The organism is Occallatibacter sp., assembly GCF_049582745.1.
Taxonomy (GTDB): domain Bacteria; phylum Acidobacteriota; class Terriglobia; order Terriglobales; family Acidobacteriaceae; genus Telmatobacter.
The window spans coordinates 42334-64571 of record NZ_JBAUUO010000134.1 but is presented as its reverse complement, the minus strand read 5'-3'; the positions used below and the strand labels follow the sequence as shown (position 1 = coordinate 64571).

The following is a 22238-nucleotide window of genomic DNA, read 5'->3' as shown; positions in this document are numbered from 1 at the left end:
ATTGCCGAGTAGTCTCTAGAACATTTGCCTGTCTGTCAAATCGAGCAACGACCGCGAGAAACTCAGCTCCACTCACACCTCAAGCGCTCCTGGCATTCTGCCGGGAAACCCGTCGTGCGCCCCTTCGTGCTGTAGCTACGAAGCGCGTCATCGACTCTGACACGTGTTCAAGCACAGTGGCCCATTCCTGAAGATGTTTCTCACCGTTACTCGTGAGCCTGTAGACGCGACGCGCCGGACCACCCTCCCCGGTTTCCCAGGTGGATTTGACGTTGCCGTTCTTTTCCAGCTGACGGAGCGTCCGATAGAGCGCCGCCTTATCGATTTCGGCATCGGTAAGCGCATAATCCTGCAAGTCGGCGCAGAGATCATAGCCGCACGAGCGCCCCTTCTTCCGCAAAAGGAGCAGAACAACCGGTTCGACAAAGCGGTAAAGGTTGCCCATACCACAGGAACACGCGTAATCGACACCATGACGCGAACATACTTTTTGTTTCATGTTCTGTGATTCCTACTCCTGCGCCAAAACGCCAAATCAAAGGATTCAATCTATCACAAGCACGAATAGATGTTACCTACATTGCAGACAAATTCGACTGCTCCAGTAAATGCGATTGTGCTATAGATGTAGATTACACCAACCAAAGAGAGGTCGCCAATGGGAATTGCAATTCCAATCACTGGGGACTGCCTGGGCCAGCACTTCGGACACTGCCAGAGATTTGCTTTTGTCGATATCGATCCCGAGAGACGAAAGATCGTCTCCACGACCGAGATAGAGGCTCCAGAACACCTGGCCTTCTGCCCCCGTGGCTCAAGGAGCTCGATGTGACTCACGTCATAGCGGGCGGCATCGGCACCCGTGCACGCTCATTATGCAACGAACTTTCGATTGAAGTTATCGCCGGCGTGCCGTCAGACGAGCCTGGATTCTGGCGTTGCGTTACCTGGAAGGAACTCTCGAAACTCCCGCACATGGGTGTGAGCACCACTGATCGCTCCAGTCGTTTCTAACTCGACCTTCGAGTCGTCCTTTGATGCTCGATCGAGTATCGAGTCGTTTTTTTCGGTCACCACTGCCGGTGAGCGCATGTTGGCATCAACCGAGAGCTTTCCGGGCCACATCCCAGTTTCCCGATCCCTATCTCGAATTCAAGGTGAAATCCATTCTCGATGAGAGCTTTACCCTGTTCGCAACGGTGGAGGGTTGAACGTACGGAACGTTGGATGCTGGCCGACATGTCGACGAACCCGAACAACGGCTTTCGCTCAGGTGAGAAACCGGCACTTGAATCTGCGTGCCGGTTCCAGGAAGGCAAGTAACTTTGATCGTCAGCTGGGCCTGTTCGCGGAAACGTCCCAGCCACCTGATACGGGCGTAGTGGAACCTCCCGTCAATGACGAGCTGCAGGGAATGAATCTGGTAGGAGTAAACGATGCGTTCTGCCATTTATCTTCGGGGCCAAAATACTCGGCGAGAGCGGGAGTAGTTTTCCCAGTTTCTGCAAGAGGCTGATTCACCAGCAAATCCACCACTTCGTTCACCGAGGTGGTGTTTCCCGTGTCGTCGGTTCGGGTGTAGGCAAGCACTCCGACCGCACTGCAAATCGATGGTGTTCCCGCCGCTACGGCGAGGTCGAACTCCATAGCTTGTGGTACGTTGCTGTTTACGAACGGACCAGTAACAGTCACCCCATTCCCCACAGTCGAAAGGTAATCCGCCATGATCGTCAACCCGACACCGGCGGGTCCCTGTGGTCCTTGCAGCCCTTGCGGCCCCGCCGGTCCCGTCGGCCCAGCCGGCCCGACTGCACCGGCCTGTCCTTGCGGACCCGGGGACCCGACGGGACCCTCCGGGCCGGTCGATCCGTATGTCAGTTCAAATGACCGGAATTCGCCGAAGCTGTTCACGATCAGGACGGCGAAATCGCCTGCTACGGTATTCACGGGAAGGGCAGCAACAATCTGGTTATCTGTAAACGAAACGACCGTGAGCGGACTACCGGCGAACAGGACTGTAGGTGACTTCTTGGAAGGTTCAAAACCCGAGCCGTTGAACCTCACCTGATTGTTGCCGTAGTTGATCGTAGCCCTGTCGATGGTGAGGACGGGTATTGCGGCCGCGAATGCGAAGATGCGCGGAGTGAGCAGAAGCGCAGCCGTCAGAATGAGTTTACGCACGCTGAATTCTTCCTTGGGAGTTCTCTGAAACTGGGGTTCAATCAAGTCGAGTTAGCCCGGCAATGCTCGCGTCACTGCTGTACGCTCACGAATTTGCTTTTGTCGTGTGTTTTAAGCGCCACCTTGCCGTCGGGAAGATTTATGAGATAGAACTTCTCCCAGTCTCCGATCGCGGTGCGGTTTGCATACAACGCAACCCCACCGCCTTGCTCCGCGCTCAGATAATTTCCATTGAACGATTTGAAGCTGACGGTCCCATCGTTGTTATCGATGATCGTCCAGGTTTCCCAATCGCCAACTTGAGGCCGATTGGCGTAGACGTCGTTTCCACCGCCCATCTGCGCCGAGAAAAGACCCTGCCACGAGAGCAATGAAACCTTGCTGCCATCGCCAACCTGCGCCATGATAAAGCTCTCCCATGGCCCTGCCGTATCCCGGTTCGCCCAGATGTGCCCGTGTTCATTGGGATCGGGCGCCGATCCTAACAGGTCCACTGCGAGTCCAAGCGCGCCGGCGAGAGCCCAGCCCAGCGGTGTTCCCGATTCCAATGCTGTTAGAACGGAAGCGACAACGGGAATGCCCAATGTTGCGCCCAGGGCGGGCACAGATCCGGATGCGATGATGACGAAATCCACGATCGTTCGGCCAGATATAACCAAGCGTGCCGCCTGGATCAATTCGTCGTAAAACTTCCCCACGCGAGGGGTCACGATCAATCCTTCGAACCCGGCAACGCCATTAATATCCACGCCGTTGTTCCCGCCCAGTTTGTTCACAAGTTCGATGTAGCCAATCGATCCGTTGAGGGCGGCTGCCACCACCGGCCACATCGTTCCGGCAAGCGTGGAGAGTGCATTGCCGGTTGTGGCCAGGACCGTTTCAAGAGCGTGCGTCTGATCGTTATTCAGGCCGATCCACCAGACAGGGCCGGTATGTTTGAACTCACCCTCAGAATTGCTGGGCGGAGGCGCCGGTTTTACAAAGTCCGAAGCGTTGTCAATTAGCGATTGTTCATCCAGCACTCGCTTCGATGTTGGATTTCCTTGCATTACGTTCTGTTTGGGTGCCACCTGGGTTGCCGTTTTGGCGGATGTCACCGGTGTCTTCGATAGATTCCTTGTGTTCCCCATGGGAACCTCCTTCTCGATGTGTTTGCTTTGCGTTGAGTTATTCACGTCGCTCGCGCGTTAGCTCCAAGCGTCGATTGCGGGCTCTTCCTTCGAGCGTGTCATTAGTGTCGATGGGTTGCGAAGCGCCAAAGGGCCTTCGACCAATCCAACTAAGAACGTCAAAGGATCAAACTCCAAATAATCCTCGCTTGATTTCCGATCAGGCTTTCGCCTGTCGATCACTGATCAAAGTTCCAAACAGGCTTGCCCCTCGCTCACTGGGGTTTGCAGACCGTACCGATGTAATCACCGCTCGTAGTACCTGCCACCGGGTCGAACTCTCCACGCAGCCGGATTTGTCCGGTTGCGTTTGCCATGGCGCCAGTGCCGCCGGTAAAGGTGATCAACGAAGCGAAACCTCCGTGTCCGGGTGGCAGATCGATCGTTCCGGTGTCCGTGCCAAAGAGTTCATCGCCGCTCTTTAGAGTGATGATGCTGTGCCCGGTGAAGAAAGAGATCGTTGGCACTTCGGATTCGCCGTTTGGAATGATCTTGTCCATGGTGAAGCGATATTTGCCTTGAATGCCTCCCCAAACATGACCCGCCGTACAGAGCACGCCAGGACATGTATTGGCTGGTTGAACTTCAGCTTCGAAACTGCCTACGAGTGGTTTGCATTGCTGCGCAGCAACTTGGACGGCCATCGCTGCCCCGAGGAAAATCCCCAGCCCTGCCGAGTTGATCTTTCTAAGTCGCTTCATAGTCTCATTCTCCTTTTTGGTGTGTACGCAGTCCGAAGCAGATGCGACATGTTCAGTTTTCTGCATGAATAACATTGACAATTTTCTCTTTTCAATTCGTTGGGAAATAACTCAGGTCCGGCCGAAACTCGACCACTTCCGATGTAAAAAAGCCTCCCATAGAGTTTTCAATTTGCTCTATCACGGCTTGTCCTTCGTTGGGACCGAATGCGTCCCGCACAATCTCCGGCGGCGATTTCACGGCCGGGTCATCGAAGCTTGCCCACGTGGCGTGGGAGATAACCAGAATCCAAGTTCCGGACTCGCCGCCTTCCTCCAGCGAATACCAGCTGGCATCCATCGGCGTCTTCGTCTTTTCGAGCGCTTCGCGAAACCTGGCCACAGCGGCAACAAAGAGTCGGTTCTTGCCGAGCGGGACGTGAAATGTATCGATTTCGTAGTATTTTGCCGGGCGGTCCGACGTTGCGCCAGTCTCGTGGCCCAGTTCAGGAACCTCCTCGTACATCTTCGTAACCGACTTGATCCGTGAATCTCCTATTGCTTTGTCGATCTCGGCCTGGTGCTGTGTTTCGGGGACCGGTTCCTTATCCAAATCGGCCCAATGCAATCCGCGGTGCACGAGAACAAAGTCCCCCTTTTTCTCGCCAGTGCGTACTTCAAAGACGACTAGCGCGTGAGAATCCTTGATACTGGCGTGCCATGCGGCCAACTGTTTGCGCCCTCCCTCATACTGTTCGCGTGCGCCAACTTTGACAGTGTCTTCTTGAGCAATCATCAGGCTCCCAGGCTTTTGTTGTGCCTGCTGCGCTGGGGTGGGGAATGCTGAGCCAAAACCGAGCACACAAACTACGAGACCCAAAGCGATGCGTAAATTCCTCATAAAGACCCCTCTCTCTCTTGATGGGCAAGGCAGGCAAGCCGAAGCTGCTGCCTGGGTTCGAGGGCAAGATGTGGGGACGCAACTTGCCCGGATGAATGCGCCGGGGTTGGAGCTTCCGAGCGCGCGATCGAATATTCTGAGCTTGCCCTCCTAGACCAGTTTTATTGCGACGTGGTCTCAGGGCTGCCTGGCTTGATCCTGCCGCAGTCGGACTTGACGAAGTGGCAGATCGATTTGCTGGTAAATTCCGATGATTTTCCATTGATCGTCATCCTCATGGTGGTCGTGGCACGGCAGTGCTCGGAATCGAGAAGCTCCATCAAACTGTGTGCGCTCGTCTGAGCCCTGGGCCGACTGCAGGAGATGTCGACTGTAATGCTGTGGCTGGTTACGTTCTGACCGGAGACAGTGCAGCCGGGATGATTGTTGGCCTTGACAATCATGTCGGCGATGCTCTTCTGCGTGATGCAGTTGAGAGATCGCATGGCGACAGAGCCGTCGTCATCAAGAACAGTGTTCTCCCAAAGACCTTCTCTGATGGGCAGATTCTGGCCGAATGCACACGCAGCGGCACAGAGCAAGAGGATGCCGATCAAGATTCGCATTGCGAGGTGAACCTCCTTTTCGATTCAGGTTGAAAGTGCATGGCAGTGCAACTTGAGAGAACGATGCGTGGTTACTGCGTATTTTTGAGCATCGGCGAGGTGACCTGTCTGTACCCCGCAGGTACGTCAAAGGCGCCCAATTCGGCCGGCGACGTGGAGAAGTGATCGATGCTGGTCTGGCTTTCCAGCAAGACGTTTGCAGCGGCAGAGCTGCCGGGAGATGCCGCAACTTCTGCTTTGGGTTGTGGTTTGTGGCGCATGAATGCGCCGAGGCTCGAGCTTCCGAGTGCGCGACCGAATGATCCGAGCTTTCCGATCTCGCTGCCGGCTGTCTGCGTTCCTGCATCGGCGGCTACTTCGCGAGTCACGCTTCCATCTGACGAACCACTGCCTTTGTCGGCAGGAAGAGGCGCTACGGAGGGAGCGGCAAGAGGCTGTCCGTCCGTTGATATACCAACGCGCGTGACTTGCAGAACGGGGAAACCCCGCATCTTCGAAGCTTCCTTCTTTAGGTCAGCCAGCGCTTCTGCGCCACCTGGCTCTGCGGAGAGCAATCCGGACATCTGGTTAGCGGTGGCGTCAACAGAGAGTTCCTGCTCCATGCGCAGATCGAACGCACGAAGCTCTTCCATGCCGGGAGGCTCAGGAACGAGCCACATCTCACTCGTCGCAGCCATCCCTGCTTTAACATTGCTGCCATCATTCGCATTCGCAAGCATGGTAACGGTGACGAGAGCTTCCTTCGCCTGGAGGCCGTCGATGGTGCGGATAGCCCCGTTGGAATTGACATGCGCGTCGAAGTTCATTTGCGCGCCGCTGGCTGCTGGCTGCTGGTTGCTGGAGGATGCACCTTGCTCCTTAGCCTTAGCCATGGCGTTTGCCATCGCCTGCTTCATCTGCTGAAAAGTCATGACGGAGTAACTGCGTTTGTCGTGATCGATGATCGTGAAGGTTTGCTGATCGAGATCGATGATCTCGGTGGTGTGCGGGTTCGACCGAACCATGCGATTGCCATGGAGAACGACATTGGTGACAGTGGGAGCGTTTGACTGACGGACCTGGGAACTGAATGTGCCGGCTAGTTTGAGCATCTTCGTCAGGGAGCCGCCAGTAATTTTAGTTGTCTCCCGATAAGTGACGTCGGCATGTGCGAGCGGCATCAGAACGGCCGCTGCAGCCAAGGTGGGGAACCATTTTGCTGTCATTTCCATTCTCCTTTGGGAAGAATCGCTTTCGAAAGATCCGTTCTATTCGCGCGTAAGTTCGACACGCCGGTTACGCGCGCGTCCTTCGAGCGTGTCATTGGTATCGATAGGTCCCGATTCGCCGTATCCATTTGTAGAAAGACGATCGGGAGCGGTGTGAAAACGACTAACGAGACTCTGCTTGACCGCAGCAGCGCGGCGTTTTGAAAGGTCCAGGTTGTATGCGTCTCCACCTATGTTGTCGGTATGGCCATTGACTGTCAGCTTCCAGTCCGGGTGATCCGTCAATGCCTGAACGATCTGTTTCAGCACGGCGTCGGATTCCGGCTTGATGGTGTCCTTGTCGAAGTCGAAGTAGATGCCGTAGGTTATGGCGCGCTTCTCCTCGGCAAGCTGTTTCTCAACGAGGTTCACGGGATGAGGGACTTCAAAAGTGATCTTAGTTACCTCAATCCTGTACTTCCCGTCGTGATATAGGGGAGCCGTCATTTTCAACAGGAGCACAAGCGGATCGAGAGGATCGTCGAGCACATAGAGTTCCGTCGGAACGTGAACGGGGCGCTCGCGTATCGGTCTTGGATCCTTCCCATGAATATCGAAGGTGCCGGTGAGATGAATGGCTGGCACGGTGACTCGTTGGTCGTTCACGATGAGCGGATAGGCGACGTCCTGTTTTTCCATCCACACAAGATCGCCATCGTCAAACTCCGGCGCGAGCCGTTCCTCATCGATGGGCCTGAATCCCTCATACGCCAGGTGCGCATGCCCGGTTGTATGAATTTCCTCAAATGTTTTGTCGGAAAGTCGTAGACGGCTCAGGCCGTGCAGGATTTGTGGAAGGCGATGCCAAGTCGTGGTGGTAAAGGCAGTGGCCTTGCGCAAATCTTCGCTGCAGACGGTATTGGTATCCGCTGCGGCAATGGCACGATCTCCATTGTCATTGATGTATTCGTCAGAGGAAGTTGTGTCTGTAAAACCTGCGCTATCCACGCTGATAACAGCGTTTCGCAGCTCTACGTCGCCCTTCTTGATCCCCCACGCCGTGGTGACGACCGTGCCCTTGCGAAGAGGAATGCGAGCGCCATCTTGTGAGGGCATCTCACCCGCGGTACAGGGCACGACGGCGTCTCTTTTGGAAACCGTTGGCACGTCATCGCCCCTGTCCGTGTCTTGTTTGCTTTGGAGCAGGTTTGCGAGACCGTTGAGTATTTGCTCACCCGAGTTCTGGCCGTCATCTTTCCCTTTGCCGGAGTCGGTGTTTCGAGAAGGTGCGGATGGGGGAGAGTTCAGTTTCGCGGCAATGCTGCTTGCCTTCTGCTTGACTTTGTAGCCGGCATACACCAGCCCGCCGATGCCGAGAACCGCAATCAGCACGAGCACTCCCAGCGCGACCAGCACGGCGGGCATGCAGCCACTCTTCGTGGTTGCCGCGAGCGGTTGCGCCGGAACAACGGGAGTGCTTTGCCAGGGAGCCGCTGACGCTGGCTGCTGTGCGACGACGGGGGCTACGGACTGCGCCGGCACACTCAGCGTGCCCGGTTGTGCGTCAACACCGATGGACGCGCCGCATTTCGTGCAGAACTTAACTCCCGGCTCGATGGGGCTTCCGCATTTTGTGCAGAACTTCATTGAGTTCAACCTCCGCCCTTCTGGGAGGCGCATCCTTCTGGATGTTGGGTCACGTGTTGATAGAGCGGTTGGGAAGGACCTCGAAGAAAAGTTCCCGTAGGGTCAACCCGCTTCGAGGTAAATGGCGTCAGGAAGACATTGATCGCGGTTGTGACCCATTGCGGGATAGCGTAGCCGACCCCGGTGTCGAGGTTGATGTCGATCGTTCCCTGCTTGCACGCAAAAGCATTGTTGGGCGCCTTGAGCGCAGTGCCGGAAAACCGGAATTGTATGTAGACGCCAGCGTTGAATCCGAACGCGCCAATGCCAACCATGGTTCGGATGTTGAATCCCATCACAACCGAATTGATTCCGACCGAGATTCCTTCTACGGAATCTCCAACATCGGTCACTGTCTTCACGGATGCGCCGGTATTGAGCCGCCACGCTTTCGCCCAGTATCCGGCGTCCATGCCCGCACCGAATGAGTATTCACCCTCCGCATTCAGCACGGAGGTTTTGGCGCTGAAAGCGGTTTCGACAATGAACGAAGAATTGAAGGTGAGGGACAAGGGAACTGGTCCGCCCAGAGGAATCGAGAGGTCGATGGGCAGCCAGAGCTTTTTATGGAAATTGGCTTGGAAGTCCTTCGCGGCGGATGCATTGAGATGAAGCTTGATGCCGACACTGCCGTTCAGGCGGATGCCGCAATCCTGCAGGCCGTCCTTGATGTCTAAAAAGAACTTGACCCCGGAGTCGCGCATCTTCATATAGCCGGAGGCGCGGAGTTTAAGACCACCCTGGTCGTAGTCGTACTCCACGCCGACGCCGCCATCGCTGCCTGCCATGGGGATGGCTTTACCACCGGAGAGATTCACAAGCGGCAACTGACCCAGAAGCTTGGGCGGGTCGAAAGGCTGCAAAGGAACCTGCAGGGGCTGGATTCCGCTGACTCCGGGCACCCCGGGCATTTGCAGTTGCCCGCTTGTGCGCTCCTGCCGGGCTCCGCCAAATCCAATGCCGGGGCCATTGGCGAGCCGTTGCGCATGCACCCTTGTCGGCGACCAGCGGCGACCGGTTCTGTAATAAGATTCGCGATGACCGTCGGCAAACGAACTGACCATGGTTGCTGGCGTCCATTTTCCTGCGTGCGAAACTCTGGAAAGAACCATGCGCTCGTCAACATGTTTCGGCGATATCTGCCTGTTGAAACTTGTTTTCTGCTGATCGGGGTCGGGTGGCTGAGGGTAGTCCGGTGCCACATACGAGATCATGTTGTTCAGGTCGACGGCCTCGTTCATCTCGAAGTGTCCGTTGCGTATCACATCGGTGAGTTGAACAGGGCCCAGAATCACGCTCACCGCGTCACCTTGCCGCTTGAGGCTCAACACGCGACCCACGGCGCGGCCGGTCGCGAAGACGACCTTGCCTTCCTGAAAATCACTGACCTGGGGCGCATTCGCGTCGAATGTCCAGGTCATACCGTCCGTGGCGACGGACTTGATGGCCTTATCGCCGTTTTCCATGAGGATGATGCCGGGCTGGTACTCGACGGAGGGATCGCGGCGAGGTGCGACTCCAAACTTAAGCTGAGACTCCGTAAGACTGTGCGGATCCACGGGATGAACGACAGTTGCCCCGGGATGAAGCTTGGGATCGAAGATATCCTTCACATCGCCGGCTTCTGCATTTGAGTTGGAGGTGGCGGCTGGCTGCGGTTGCTGACTGGAAGGCGAGGAAGCCTGCTTGCACGCGCCGAGCAGCAGCAGAATTGCCAGTAAGCCTCGGAAGGCCGGGCTGCAAAATGTGCGCGCCGTCAACAAGCGTGAAGAATGCTTCCTTGCGGTGTTCATCAGAGACCAGCCTGCTTTGCAGCGAGTGCGCCGACAATGGGGAGCTTGAAGGTTCTTCCCTGGGAAGCGCTGTACATAAGAAACGCCCAAAGACAGAAGCCGCCGACCATCAGCAGTAAATTCACCGGCAATTCGATGATGAAGAACAGACCCTTGGTAACGGCCCCCAAAATCATTCCGGCGATCGCCCAGACAATCCAAAAACCAACCCAGGCAACATTGAAGAAAATCGACTGGAAAGCATGGAAGCGAACAAAGCGGTCTGCCTTGAATGGATCAATCAGCAGAAAGATGATGCCGGTGATAAATCCAGCAAGATAGGCAAGCGCAGCCACGACGTTTGGCTGAAGCCCCGAAGCGGCTGGTGCCGGCGCGGCGACAGCCACCGCGGAACGTGCGCCCGAGGCGCAGAATGGACAGGAAGATGAGTTTTCAGGGAGGCGATGTCCGCAGTTCTGACAGAAGCTCATAAGAAGATTCCTTTCTCTACCCGGGTTTTGGTTTCTACAGCTGCTTGGCGATGTTCGCGGCGAGCGGTTTGATTGCGTTGGCATCGCATGGGCATTCGGGGAACATCATGTGCACGACGGTCTGGCCTTTGCGAAAGATGAGGCCGGTTCCGCCCATCTCGTACGCATCGTCGCCAATGCCGTCGACATCGCCTGTTGCTACCTGATCCGTAGTTGTGCCACGAGCGTTGGTGCCCGAAATGTGGTTGAAGGCCATGCGATTCATCTTCATTTCGAGTTCGGCGTTGCCGGCGCTGAAGCTGACTGCAAGGATGAGGACCTCCCCGGTTGCTGCTTCCTTCGACAGGCTCTTGTCAGAGGCTTCCTGCTGTTTGAAGAAAGCGCCCGTGATTTGCTGCATCATTCTTGTCTGGTCCGCAGTGGGGTGCGAACCGTTGCTCTTGGCCTGACTTGTAACCATCGACGTCATGTGTTTTGAAACCATGTCTGCCGGATCGCCCTTGGCGATGTAGCTGCAGGCCGTGTCTTGTGCTTGTGCACGGATAATCTCGATGCCCACTGCTTTCGATACATCTTCTTTGCTGAGAAAGCGGCATGGATCACCTTTGAAACCGCTGCTGGGATCGTCACTCGAAGCGGCCGAGGACGCCGCCTTCTGGATCATGGAGGCAAGTCCACCTGGCGCTGGGTTGGGGTTATCTCCCTCCACTTGGTGCCTAACCGCCTGGACTTTTTCTTTGACCTTGTGAACCACGTAGTACACGGCGCCGAGCGCGGCAGCGCCACCGACGAAGATGATGAGGACCGCAGCAATGCCTGCTTTGAGCAGCGCGTTGGATTGAGTGGGGGCCTGCGAAGCTGCCGCGATCGGCTGCGGCTGCGCGACTGGGGTGTAGGCGGGCGGCGGAGGAAGAGTGCTGGGTTGCGGGGCCGCTGCAGGCGCTTGCTGAGCAGGTGAATTGATCGATCCACATTTGCCGCAGAATTTTTGCCCATCGTTTAAGGGCGATCCACATGTACCGCAAAATTTGCTCATTGTGCCAACTCCTAGTTGCGATTTGATCTATAGCCTCGGCAATGAGGATCGCAAGCGCCCCAAGCTTCAAAGGCGGGAACTGGGGCATCCAGGAGCCGAGGCTTTCACGGCGTCCCGGACAAGCTGAGCGCAATCTTCCTGACATTGCCCTCGAGGCCGTCATCCGATGTCTAAGAATTGAGAGATGAGATTCCCAGTTCTTCTATTGGTCAAACTTAGGCCACGCGCGAAAATAGCTCAGGCTGCGCCACGTAAATCACGGTATGGCGAATAACTTGTTACAAATCTCACCGAACTTTTGCCCAAGCTCCGCGTTGTGAATCTTCGGTGCTCCGGGGTCGATAACACTGATTTCGCAGCCGCGATCATGGCCCTTGACGGCAGAGAAGGCGCCTGCCTCGTTCCAGTACGCGCCATCGCCGAAGCCGCTGATCGGGTGCGTGCCGACAATTCTCGGGATTTCCTGCCGGAACACGTCAATGTCCGCAACTTTCAGGCTTATGTAAATCGGGCCGACATTGCAGGAGTTCGCGTCGAGCCGCCGCGGCTTGCCGGCAGGATTGCGCAAAATTGCGGCCACCACATCAGGTGTCAGATATTTCTCGCAAGCGGTGGCGCCATTGGCGGTCCAGGCGCTGCCGCTGCTACCCGGTGCGGCGAGCGCGGGCGCGGTGAAAGCGAGCGTTGCCAGGACGAAGGCAAAGGCCACGGCCGGCAAGCGGGGCACGTTTTGAGTTGGCATGACATTTCTCCTTGAAGTTGCGGGTACGCAGTAAACCAATGGCGCGGTAATGGTCCGCGTCGCGCCTTTGCGCCGGGTGGGTCGAGGGTTGAATTGTTTTTCAATTGGCTGTTTGATCTTTTCGGGTTTCCTTCGACAGAGACATATGGACCTCGGGGATGTGCAGGGATCTGTTCTCGAACACCCACACCTTCCGCGAGAAACCTCTCGGAGTCAAAGAAACAGTGGCCAAAATCCTTCTAAACAGATAAATGGCTATTTATCAATCGATTACCGTCGACTCTAAACGGACCGATTCGCTCCGCTACCAATCTGTGGTAAAACTCCAGATACGTTTTCGGACTTCTTCCCACCAATGTTCAAGTGATCCGAATGATCGAGAATACAAAAGCCGCTTCGGTTTATCGCTTTGGTCTGTTCGAAGCCAACCCCCAGACTGGTGAGTTGCAAAGAAAAGGGGCGCGGCTCAAGCTGCAGGAACAGCCATTCCAATTGCTGATCCTTCTGCTCGAAAATGCCGGCGAGCTTGTGGGCCGCGAGACCATCTGCCAGCGGCTGTGGCCGGGGAATACGTTTGTGGATTTCGACGCTTGCGTGAGCGTGGCAGTGGGAAAACTGCGTGAGGCACTTGGCGATTCTGCCGCCAACCCGAGGTTTATTGAAACGGTTCCGAGACGCGGTTACAGATTTGTGGCGCCGGTAACCATACATGCTGCGGTGCCCGCACAGGCGGAACGAGTGGCTAAAAGCCCCGCCTCAATCGCAATACCAGCCGCGCCCCAGCGTGGTCTCAATCGCAACCCGATGATCGCCGGCATCGCAGCCGCTGTCGTCGTTGGCCTCGGGCTCTATTCGCTGCGTTCCCCACTGCGCCCCACTCTCCACAGCGCGGAGGCTCACAGTGCTCTGTCGCCGATCAATATCAGGAGATCGGTCGCTGTGTTGGGTTTTCGGAATCTGCCTGGGCGTGCCGAAGACAAGTGGCTCTCGGCTGCTTTCTCTGAAATGCTCAACACCGAGCTTGGAGCAGACGGCGAAGTACGAATGGTTTCGGGCGAAGATGTAGCGCGGGCGAAAAGTGACTTGCTCTTGGCAGATGAAGATACGCTGGCTCCATCAACTTTGCAGCGACTCCGGACTGATCCGGGTGCCGATGTGGTAGTGCTAGGATCGTACACGCTGCTTCCAGGAGGAAGACAAATTCGTCTCGACCTCCGCATTCAGGACACCGCGGCCGGCGAGACAATCGCGGAGGAAGCACTTTCCGGTGACGAGAATGATCTATTCCAACTCGCTGACCGCGCAGGACAAGATCTGCGCCAGAAGCTTGGCTTGCATCCCATCTCGTCTGAGAACTCGACCGCTATCCGGGCCGCAATGCCATCAAACGAAAGAGCTGCCAGACTCTTTGCTGCCGGACGCGAAAAGCTTTGGGCTTTCGATTTGGCTTCAGCCCGAAGTTTGCTCACCGAGGCAATCGCGGCAGATCCCAAATATCCGCTGTCCCATTCGGCGCTCGCGGATGCCTTGTGGCATTCAGGCTACGAAGTTAAGGCCCGCAAGGAGGCGCAACTTGCTGTCGACCTCTCGGATCATCTATCTCAAGAGCAGCGCCTCCTGGTGGAAGGGACGTACCGAAAGGCGATTGCAGACTACCCCAAAGCCGTCGAAGCCTATCAGACGCTTTTTCATATTTTCCCGGACAATCTGGACTACGGGCTGCTTCTGGCGTCTGCTCAGAATTATTTGAAGCATTCCGACGCATTGCAAACGCTGGCCACGCTTCGACGCCTTCCGCCTCCCATGCGCGACGATGCCCGGATCGACGTAGCTGAGGCTTCAACCTGGATCAATACCGACTTCAATCGCGCGCAGGAAGCTGCCAGGCGTGCGATCGCGAAAGCGAGTGCACAGGGGTCGCACGTTCTGGTCTCAAGGACCCTCGGAATTCTGTGTCAACAAGGTCCCTCGGCCGGCAACCTGGAACAGGCTTTGAGCGATTGCGAGAATGCTCTCGACAGTTCCATTGAGACACATGACGTGAACGGGGAATCAATGATGCGCACTGATCTTGCAGCGATCTACTATCAGCGAGGCGATCTGAAAGAGGCCGAGAAAATCTCTCGGCAGGCACTTGCGGGGTTTCGCGAGGTCGGAAACCTCTCGGGAGCCGCTACGGCTTTGAGTAACATCGCAGCCGTCCGTGTTTCGCTTGGAGATTTGCCTGATGCGAAGAGACTACTGGAAGAATCGATCCCCGACTACCAGGCTACCGAGGACAAGGAGGGCGTGGCCCTGAACTTGAATAACCTTGGCGACCTGTCGCGGCAAAACGGAAACTTGAAAACCGCCGATGTCTTTTATGCTCAGGCCAAAGCTACGGCAAAGGAAATCGACGACAAGAATGCCATCGCCTACGTCCTCAGTGGGGAAGGTGACGTATGGCTGGATAGAGGTGATCTTGCAGCTGCTCGGAAATCGTACGAAGAATCTCTGGCGTTGCGAAAACAAGCAGGAGAAAAGCAAATGGCTGCGGAAACCGAGACTGCATTAGCCCTTGTGTCGATTGAGGAAGGCCACGCCGCAGAGGCTGAAGCAGCAGTTCGCAAACTCCAACAAGAATTTCGTCAGGAAGGATCGTCCGATGACGAACTGATAGCCGCCGTCGTGCTTATCAAGGCCTTGCTTACCGAGTCGAAACAGATTGATGCACAGCATGAATATGAACAAGCGCAGAATCTGGCTAAGAAGAGCCAGAACCCATATGTGCGCCTGCAATGTGCACTAGCAGGGGCACGAGTCAAGCTCAACTCGGATCACCCAGCCGAATCACGGCCTCTGCTAATACAAATAGATGAGGGAGCACGGAGACGAGACTTTAAAGGCATCGAATTGGAAGATCGGCTCTTGCAGGCGGAACTGGCGAACAAGATGGGGCGCTACGCTCTGGCACAAGAGCAACTGACGGCGGTCGAGAATAGTGCCGGCGGCAAAGGGTTTGGCTTGATTTCGCGAAGAGCCACGTCCGATCGGCAAGCTTCACGAAGCGTACCAAATCTCTGATCGTACAGGACTGCTCCCGCGACGATGAGAGCGATGGACACCATCGCCGCGCGATCGGCTCAGCTTCGGCATTCTTCTGCTGGCGTGGTTGCCACATCAACTTTGTTCACAGAGTATGTGGGGCACCCCCCTTGGGGAAATCACCACGGTCGTACCGTAAACGGCCACTGCCCCAGCCGCTTCGCGCGCCACAGGTAGATCAATGTACCGCTCAACGCAATCCCCCCCGCCATTGCCAGCCCGCCCATCGCCTTGCTGCGGTTCACCAGGATGAACACAAATCCCGCCATCGCCAGCACCGGCGGCAACGGATACAGCGGAATCTTGAACGGCCGCTCCAGTTCCGGCCGCTGCACCCGCAGCAGCATCACGCCCACGTGCTGCAAGAAGAATTGCAGCAGGATGCGCGTCACCACCAGCATCGTGATCACCTGCTGAAGGGAGAAAAAGCAAAACACCGTGGCCACCAACCCCAGCGCCACCAGCGACCGGTGGGGAATCCCGTGCTTCGGATGAACCGCCGCCAGAAACCGAAAATAGTTCCCGTTCTGCGCCGCTGCAAACGGCACGCGCGAATATCCCAGCAGCAACGAGAACACCGATGCGAACGCCGTCCACATCACTAGCGCCGCTATCGTGTATCCCGCCCACTGTCCGAACGCCGATCGAGCAATCTCCGCCACCAGTTGAACCCGCGCAATCGCACCCTCGCCCGCATGTCTCGCTGCATCGCGCATCGAGGGCAGCGCCGAGAAATTCATGACCACATACAACGTCGTCACAAACAGCACCGACAGCAAGATCGCCCGCGGAATCGTCTTCTCCGGCTGCCGCACCTCGCTGCCCAGAAACGTGATGTTGTAGTAGCCCCAATAGTCATACGTCGCAATCAGCGTCGCCTGCGCCAACCCGCCAATCGCAAACGCCGCCGACTGCGCCGGACTCGGCGGCATATGCCATCCGCCCATTGCCGCTGCATGCGCAAACCCTGACGCAATCACGCCCGCCATCGCGGCCATCACCCCTGCAAACAGCACCCACGCGAGCCGCGTCACCGAGCTCAGATTTCGATAGAGCAGCGCCGTCACCAGCAGACAAGCCGCAGCCGCCGCAAAATTTGCACAGTGCAGCGCCGGCAGCGCCGCAATCGGAGCCGACTCAAGCCCCGGCCAGAACCACGCCAGAAAACTCGACAGCCCGATGCATCCCGAGGCGATCGAAAGCGGCGCAGAAAAACTCAGCTGCCACACATACAAAAAACTCAGCCAGTTTCCAGCGCCCTTCGGCCCGTAGATCTCTCGGAGAAAAGCGTAGGAACCGCCGGCTTGCGGAAACGCCGCGCCCAGCTCTGCCCAGACCAGCCCATCCATCACCGCGATCGCCGCGCCCAGCAGCCATGCCCAAACTGAAAGCTTGTAGCCCGCCGCCGCAATCACCAGCGGCAGCGTGATGAACGGCCCTACGCCGATCATCTCCAGCATGTTGAACAGCACCGCCGACCGCAGCCCGATCCGCCGCTCGAGATGGCCCGATTCTGTTTCTGCTGATTTGCGAGACGTGGTCACGAAAGGGATCTTCCAGCCGCAGTGCTTCACGGATTGTACACTGACCACAACCATGTTCTTTTCTCAGGGAGCACCTCACGCATCCGCCAACGCTGCCCTCGCAGCGTCGATTACAGCGGTCCTCATCGCATTCGCCGCGGCACCGCAAATGCCCGCGCAGGCCGCATCAGTCGCACAGTTGCCGCCATCCGAGCCGCACCTCATCTCGCTTCCGCTCCCTGAAGACCGCGGCGAAGCCAGGCTCGAGCAGACTCTAAAGCAACTCAACACCACCGCCGGTCTCATGATGATCGTCGCCCATCCCGACGACGAAGATGGCGCGCTGCTCACCTACCTTTCGCGCGGCCTCGGCGTGCGCTGCACGCTCTTCACCCTCACCCGCGGCGAAGGCGGACAGAACGCCATGTCCGGCGAACTCTACGATGCCCTCGGCATCATCCGCACCAACGAACTCCTCAAAGCCGGCCAATACTACGGAGCCAAACAGCTCTGGGGCAGCGAAGCCGACTTCGGCTTCTCCAAGACGCAGGAAGAATCCTTCCAGAAGTGGACCCACGAGCGCGTCCTCTATGACGCTGTCCTCGCCGTCCGCAGCGAGCGCCCCCAGGTCATCGTCTCCACCTTTGTCGGCGGCATCACCGACGGCCATGGCCAGCACCAGGTCTCCGGCGAAATCGCTCAGGAAGTCTTCAAGGCCGCCGCCGATCCAAAGGTCTTCCCCGATCAGCTCAAGCCCATCTCCGAAGGCGGCCTCGGCCTCCAACCCTGGCAGCCCCTCGCCGTTTACTCCATGACGCCCTTCGCGCCCGTCACGGATAAAGGCATGTACGATTACGCCACCGGAAAGTGGGCGCCCGCGAAGTTCAAGAACTACGTCACCGGCGAAATCCTTAAGACGGTCCCGTCCACTGACGTCCGTATCCCCGTCGGAACCCGTGACACTACCCTCGGTCGTAGTTACACACAGATCGCCCGCGAAGGCTGGGGCGAGCAGAAGTCGCAAAACGGCGGAGCCAATCCATCCCTCAGCGGCCCCGCAACGGCCAGCTATCACCTCTGGGCCGTCTCGCCTGAAGCTGGACCGGAACCAGGCTTAAATGCGGCGACCGATAGCCTCTTCCAAAACAGCAAGGTCTATATCGATACCAGTTGGACGAGGCTTGGGCATCATGCCGGCGCTGCGGCAGCCCCGTGGCTCAACGGCGATCTGCGCGCAATCGAGGCGGGATTGCAGGGTTTTAAAGTGCAATGCTCCGGCAAATCGCCGCTTGAGGTTGCGCACCTCCTTTCGCCGTTGTACCGGCAAACTCTCGATCTCCGCAAACGCGTGGATGCCGACGCCACACTACCTCGCGAAGCCAGCGCCACGCTTCTCTTCGAACTCGACGCCAAAATCAATCAATTCCAGTCCGCACTCGCCGACATCCTTGGCCTCGACCTCGTCGCCTTCCGCACCAACGAAGCCCACGCCCAGTCCGCCGGATTCCGCGGCGCCTCCGCGGACGAAGCCCCCACCGGCGTCTCACCCAGCGAAGAGTTCCGCGTTCACGTCCACGCTTCCCAGGCCACCAACGCCACGCGCCTCGAAAAAGTCTGGCTCCAGAGCCGCACCGGCGAAAACTGGAAGAGCACGATCACCGGCGGCGCTATCAACCCCACCGCGCCAGTCGCCGATCCCGTCTTTACAGTCCACGCCGCCGCAAACGCCGCTCCCACTGCGCCCTTCTTCACGCGTCCCAACACCGAACAGCCCTACTACGACATCGCCAATCCTCAATGGCGCGAGCGCTCATTCGCTCCCTACCCGCTCGACGCCTGGGCCGAGTTCACCTTCGATGGCCTGCCCATCCGACTCGGCACAGTCGTGCAAACCCTTAGGCGCGTCACTGGCCCCGGCGGCTTCTACGAACCATTGGTAGTCACCCCAGCCATCGGCGTCAGCGTCGCTCCGCAAGCCAGCATCCTCCCACTCGATGGCAGCGCGCTCCCTGTCCGCGTCACCGTTCACACCCAGGCCGCTGCGGATGGCACCGTTACCCTTAAGCTCCCCGATGGTTGGCGCTGCGAACCGGCCCAGGCTGAGTTCCATCGGAAGACCGCCGGAGACACTGATCCGATCCTCTTCTCTGTAACTCCCGCGAGCGCGCAGACTGGAGCCTATTCCATCCAGGCCGTCGCGCAATCCGCCGGTCGCGATTATCTCTCCGGCTGGCACAGCGTCGGCTATCCCGGCCTTCGCCCTTACAACCAGTACGCGCCCGCCATTCTCCAGACCCGCAAGATCGATGTCAAGCTCGCTCCGGGACTTCGCATCGGATACGTCATGGGTCCCGGCGACCTGGTCCCCGAAGCATTGGAAGGCATGGGCATCACGCCGCAACTGCTCTCCGCTTCCGATCTCATCTCCGGAGACCTCAGTACTTACAACGTTCTCGTCATGGGCATCCGTGCATACTCCGTCCGTCCCGAGTTGCCCAAAGTCCAGCCGCGCCTTGAAGAGTGGGTTCGCAACGGCGGCACACTCGTCGTCCAGTATCAGAGCAGCGCGTTCCCTGCACCGCTGCCTATCTCGCTCGGCGGCCGACTGCCAGAACGCGTAGTCGACGAACAGGCTCCCGTGAAATTGCTCGCCCCTAACAACCCGCTCCTCAACTTCCCCAACAAGATCACCCCCGCCGACTTCGACGGCTGGGTCGAAGAGCGCGGTCACTCTTTCCTTGATTCATGGGATCCGGGATATACGGCGCTCACCGAGACTGCCGATCCGGGACAGGATCCGCAGCGCGGCGGATTGATTGTCACCCATCCCGGCAAAGGAACCTACATCTACGTCGCCTATGCCCTCTATCGCCAGTTACCTGAGTTAGTGCCCGGCGCCTATCGCATCCTTGCCAACCTGGTAAGTGCCGGCAAAGATGCACACACAAACCACTAATACCGCAACGCACCCGAAACCTCCGAAAGACAAGCAATTCCCCCGCATCTGCGAGGTCGCATTCACTTGTTCGTTTGCTTCATCTAATTATGAATAATCGATAAATTTACCTTTCTTTAACATCGGCGATAGTCGCGCACGTAACCTGTTAAAAGTATGTGAATTAGTCAAATATTCATCAAAATCTGCGAGTGTGGGAGTCAGACGCAACGAAGAAAAGCCACATCTCAGTTCCCGCTCTTTTCATGCCCTTCTTCGCTCGCGCGCAATTCAGTTTGATCTCCACATGGCTTCATCTTCAGTACCAGTGCGGTGATCCATCTACGGGCGCCAGGCGTACACGGGCGTCCGCACGAAACAACCTGATCTGAGAGGAAAAAGACGCCCAATGAAATTCCAAATGAAAATGGTTGCCGCTGCAATCCTGGCTGCCAGTCTCGTTGGTACGAATGCATACGCCGGTGATCCCCCCGCACCCGCCAAAAAGCACGCCGCCAAAAAACAGCCTCCCAAACCCACTGTCGAAGAACAGATCAACGCTCTGCGGCAGGAATTCCAGGGCCAGATCGACGGCTTGAAATCCGATCTGGCGACCAAGGACGCGCAATTGAAACAGGCACAGCAGGCAGCTGCTGATGCCCAGGCCGCGGCACAGAAGGCCGAAGCAGATGCGACCGCGCAGCAATCGGCACTCACCGAAAACTCCGCCGCCGTCTCCACTCTCCAGAGCACGGTCACAGACATGAAAGCCGCTAACGCTTCAGCGGTCTCATCGTTTTCTGACGAAGCAGCTTCGATCAAGAAGGCAATTGCAAGCCCTGAGGCCCTTCACTACAAGGGAATAACTCTTTCGCCGGCAGGCAGCTTCATAGCGGCCGAAACTGTGTGGCGTCAGGGCGGCACCGGCGGTGGACTCAACACGCCATTCACCGGTGTTCCGCTGGACCACTCAGAGGCTGCGCAGTTAAGCGAGTTTCAAGGGTCGGGTCGCCAGTCCCGTTTAGCGATCAAAGCCACCGGCAAACTCGACAGCATGACGCTTTCGGGCTACTACGAAATGGACTGGCTGAGTTCTGGGGTTACCTCAAATAACAACCAGTCCAACAGCTATACCCTGCGCCAACGGCAGTTGTGGGCTGACGCAAAGTTGACGGACGGATGGGACTTCTCCGGTGGTCAAGGCTGGTCACTGGCAGCCGAAACCACGAAGGGTCTGACGCGCGGCACAGAGATTCTACCCTCTAGCATCGATCCTCAGTACATGGCCGGATTTGTATGGACTCGCCAGTACAGCTTCCGCGTGAGCAAGGACTTCGGTAAGAAGTTCTTCACGGGCATCTCGGCTGAGAATGCTGAAACGCTTAATCCGGGCGGACAGAATCTGCCCACGAATCTGCTTCTCACCACGGTCGGAAGCACCGGCGGCCTGTATGACAACCAGAGCAACTACTCCTATAACCTGACACCGGACTTCGTCGCCAAGATCGCGATTGAGCCGGGTTGGGGTCACTGGGAACTCTTCGGAATCGGCCGGTCTTTCCGCGACCGCATCTATCCCACGGGCGGCACGCCGTTTAACAACACGACCTGGGGTGGAGGGATTGGTGGCGGCTTCCGCGGTCCACTGGCCGGGAAAAAGGTCACCATCGGCCTGAAGGGCCTGTACGGCGAGGGCGTCGGCCGCTACGGTTCCTCGACCATCGCCGACATCACCCTCCGTCCCGACGCAACCATCTCACCACTGCACGGTTTCTCCGCCATCAGCACACTGGAGATGAACCCCACTTCCCGTCTGAATCTCTACTTCAACTACGGTGGCGACTATATTGGACGGGATTACACCATCGATCCGGTCTCGGGCAAGGAAGTCGGCTACGGCACATATACCGCGAACATGTCAGGCTGCAACACCGAGAATGCATCGAGCGCAGCGAATGCAAGCGGCAACCCCGGAGCCCCTAGCAATTGCGGAGCGAATACCAAGGACGTGCAGGAGTTCTCGGCTGGCTGGTGGTACAACATCTACGCCGGTCCTAAAGGCCGTCTCCGCCAGGGCTTCCAGTACGCCCTGTTCGAACGCAACCTCTGGTCGGGCACGGGCGGCCCGCTCAACCCCAACGGCGGCGCCTCCGGAACCGACAACATGTGGTGGACCTCCTTCCGCTACTACCTCCCCTAGATCCGCGGCTTCTCCGCAGAACAAATGGGGCAGTCCAAATCGGACT

Annotated in this window: 17 protein-coding genes; 4 read left to right on the top strand and 13 right to left on the bottom strand. The window is 57.5% G+C overall.

The window, feature by feature from the left end; translation table 11 throughout:
- Window positions 1–79: 79 nt before the first annotated feature.
- Window positions 80–499, bottom strand: coding sequence for a helix-turn-helix transcriptional regulator (locus WCA10_RS19035; RefSeq protein ID WP_472824098.1), 420 nt, complete (start codon window positions 497–499; stop codon window positions 80–82).
- A gap of 159 nt (window positions 500–658) precedes the next feature.
- On the opposite strand from WCA10_RS19035, the gene WCA10_RS19030 reads away from it, so the two are divergent.
- Entirely contained in the window at window positions 659–832 is a 174-nt protein-coding gene (locus tag WCA10_RS19030) for a NifB/NifX family molybdenum-iron cluster-binding protein (RefSeq protein ID WP_472824097.1), read from the top strand.
- A gap of 500 nt (window positions 833–1332) precedes the next feature.
- On the opposite strand, the gene WCA10_RS19025 is transcribed toward WCA10_RS19030, so the two are convergent.
- From WCA10_RS19025 to WCA10_RS18975, 11 genes are all read right to left on the bottom strand, one after another.
- Complete coding sequence (locus WCA10_RS19025; RefSeq protein WP_472824096.1) at window positions 1333–2181, bottom strand: IPT/TIG domain-containing protein; 849 nt, start codon at window positions 2179–2181, stop codon at window positions 1333–1335.
- A gap of 71 nt (window positions 2182–2252) precedes the next feature.
- Window positions 2253–3311, bottom strand: coding sequence for a fascin domain-containing protein (locus WCA10_RS19020; protein WP_472824095.1), 1059 nt, complete (start codon window positions 3309–3311; stop codon window positions 2253–2255).
- 254 nt (window positions 3312–3565) lie between these two features.
- On the bottom strand, window positions 3566–4051 hold the full coding sequence (locus WCA10_RS19015) for a hypothetical protein (protein ID WP_472824094.1): 486 nt from the start codon (window positions 4049–4051) through the stop codon (window positions 3566–3568).
- A gap of 91 nt (window positions 4052–4142) precedes the next feature.
- Window positions 4143–4931, bottom strand: a complete 789-nt coding sequence (locus tag WCA10_RS19010; protein ID WP_472824093.1) for a hypothetical protein — start codon at window positions 4929–4931, stop codon at window positions 4143–4145.
- 161 nt (window positions 4932–5092) lie between these two features.
- Window positions 5093–5536, bottom strand: coding sequence for a DUF3617 domain-containing protein (locus WCA10_RS19005; protein ID WP_472824092.1), 444 nt, complete (start codon window positions 5534–5536; stop codon window positions 5093–5095).
- Window positions 5537–5607: 71 nt separating this feature from the next.
- A complete protein-coding gene (locus tag WCA10_RS19000) occupies window positions 5608–6741 on the bottom strand; it encodes a hypothetical protein (RefSeq protein ID WP_472824091.1) in 1134 nt (377 codons plus the stop codon).
- 42 nt (window positions 6742–6783) lie between these two features.
- Window positions 6784–8370, bottom strand: coding sequence for an OmpA family protein (locus WCA10_RS18995; protein WP_472824090.1), 1587 nt, complete (start codon window positions 8368–8370; stop codon window positions 6784–6786).
- Window positions 8371–8375: 5 nt separating this feature from the next.
- Window positions 8376–10202 (bottom strand): hypothetical protein, encoded by a 1827-nt coding sequence (locus WCA10_RS18990; protein ID WP_472824089.1) that lies wholly within the window; start codon window positions 10200–10202, stop codon window positions 8376–8378.
- A complete protein-coding gene (locus tag WCA10_RS18985) occupies window positions 10202–10537 on the bottom strand; it encodes a DUF4870 domain-containing protein (protein WP_472824088.1) in 336 nt (111 codons plus the stop codon). Before WCA10_RS18985 ends, WCA10_RS18990 begins: the two co-directional genes overlap by 1 nt.
- 169 nt (window positions 10538–10706) lie before the next feature.
- A complete protein-coding gene (locus WCA10_RS18980; RefSeq protein ID WP_472824087.1) occupies window positions 10707–11708 on the bottom strand; it encodes a zinc-ribbon domain-containing protein in 1002 nt (333 codons plus the stop codon).
- A 256-nt stretch (window positions 11709–11964) separates the two neighbouring features.
- Complete coding sequence (locus tag WCA10_RS18975) at window positions 11965–12450, bottom strand: hypothetical protein (RefSeq protein ID WP_472824086.1); 486 nt, start codon at window positions 12448–12450, stop codon at window positions 11965–11967.
- A 372-nt stretch (window positions 12451–12822) separates the two neighbouring features.
- On the opposite strand from WCA10_RS18975, the gene WCA10_RS18970 reads away from it, so the two are divergent.
- The gene (locus tag WCA10_RS18970; protein ID WP_472824085.1) at window positions 12823–15513 is read left to right on the top strand and encodes a tetratricopeptide repeat protein; all 2691 of its coding nucleotides are present in this window, start codon (window positions 12823–12825) and stop codon (window positions 15511–15513) included.
- Between the two features lie 140 nt (window positions 15514–15653).
- Here WCA10_RS18970 and WCA10_RS18965 read toward each other — a convergent pair whose 3' ends face one another.
- Window positions 15654–17078 carry an APC family permease gene (locus WCA10_RS18965; protein WP_472824084.1) on the bottom strand — a complete coding sequence of 475 codons (1425 nt, stop codon included), beginning with the start codon at window positions 17076–17078 and terminating at the stop codon, window positions 15654–15656.
- A 52-nt stretch (window positions 17079–17130) separates the two neighbouring features.
- Between WCA10_RS18965 and WCA10_RS18960 the strand changes: the two genes are divergently transcribed.
- Both WCA10_RS18960 and WCA10_RS18955 read left to right on the top strand, forming a co-directional pair.
- Window positions 17131–20013 (top strand): PIG-L family deacetylase, encoded by a 2883-nt coding sequence (locus tag WCA10_RS18960; RefSeq protein ID WP_472824083.1) that lies wholly within the window; start codon window positions 17131–17133, stop codon window positions 20011–20013.
- A 400-nt stretch (window positions 20014–20413) separates the two neighbouring features.
- Window positions 20414–22192, top strand: coding sequence for a hypothetical protein (locus WCA10_RS18955; protein WP_472824082.1), 1779 nt, complete (start codon window positions 20414–20416; stop codon window positions 22190–22192).
- The last annotated feature ends 46 nt before the right edge of the window (window positions 22193–22238 follow it).

Excerpts from the sequence above, each read along its gene's own strand:
- WCA10_RS19035 (WP_472824098.1), bottom strand. The coding sequence starts at position 499 with ATGAAACAAAAAGTATGTTCGCGTCATGGTGTCGATTACGCGTGTTCC.
- WCA10_RS19030 (WP_472824097.1), top strand. The coding sequence starts at position 659 with ATGGGAATTGCAATTCCAATCACTGGGGACTGCCTGGGCCAGCACTTC.
- WCA10_RS19020 (WP_472824095.1), bottom strand. The coding sequence starts at position 3,311 with ATGGGGAACACAAGGAATCTATCGAAGACACCGGTGACATCCGCCAAA.
- WCA10_RS19015 (WP_472824094.1), bottom strand. The coding sequence starts at position 4,051 with ATGAAGCGACTTAGAAAGATCAACTCGGCAGGGCTGGGGATTTTCCTC.
- WCA10_RS19010 (WP_472824093.1), bottom strand. The coding sequence starts at position 4,931 with ATGAGGAATTTACGCATCGCTTTGGGTCTCGTAGTTTGTGTGCTCGGT.
- WCA10_RS19005 (WP_472824092.1), bottom strand. The coding sequence starts at position 5,536 with ATGCGAATCTTGATCGGCATCCTCTTGCTCTGTGCCGCTGCGTGTGCA.
- WCA10_RS19000 (WP_472824091.1), bottom strand. The coding sequence starts at position 6,741 with ATGACAGCAAAATGGTTCCCCACCTTGGCTGCAGCGGCCGTTCTGATG.
- WCA10_RS18995 (WP_472824090.1), bottom strand. The coding sequence starts at position 8,370 with ATGAAGTTCTGCACAAAATGCGGAAGCCCCATCGAGCCGGGAGTTAAG.
- WCA10_RS18990 (WP_472824089.1), bottom strand. The coding sequence starts at position 10,202 with ATGAACACCGCAAGGAAGCATTCTTCACGCTTGTTGACGGCGCGCACA.
- WCA10_RS18980 (WP_472824087.1), bottom strand. The coding sequence starts at position 11,708 with ATGAGCAAATTTTGCGGTACATGTGGATCGCCCTTAAACGATGGGCAA.
- WCA10_RS18975 (WP_472824086.1), bottom strand. The coding sequence starts at position 12,450 with ATGCCAACTCAAAACGTGCCCCGCTTGCCGGCCGTGGCCTTTGCCTTC.
- WCA10_RS18970 (WP_472824085.1), top strand. The coding sequence starts at position 12,823 with ATGATCGAGAATACAAAAGCCGCTTCGGTTTATCGCTTTGGTCTGTTC.
- WCA10_RS18960 (WP_472824083.1), top strand. The coding sequence starts at position 17,131 with ATGTTCTTTTCTCAGGGAGCACCTCACGCATCCGCCAACGCTGCCCTC.
- WCA10_RS18955 (WP_472824082.1), top strand. The coding sequence starts at position 20,414 with ATGAAAATGGTTGCCGCTGCAATCCTGGCTGCCAGTCTCGTTGGTACG.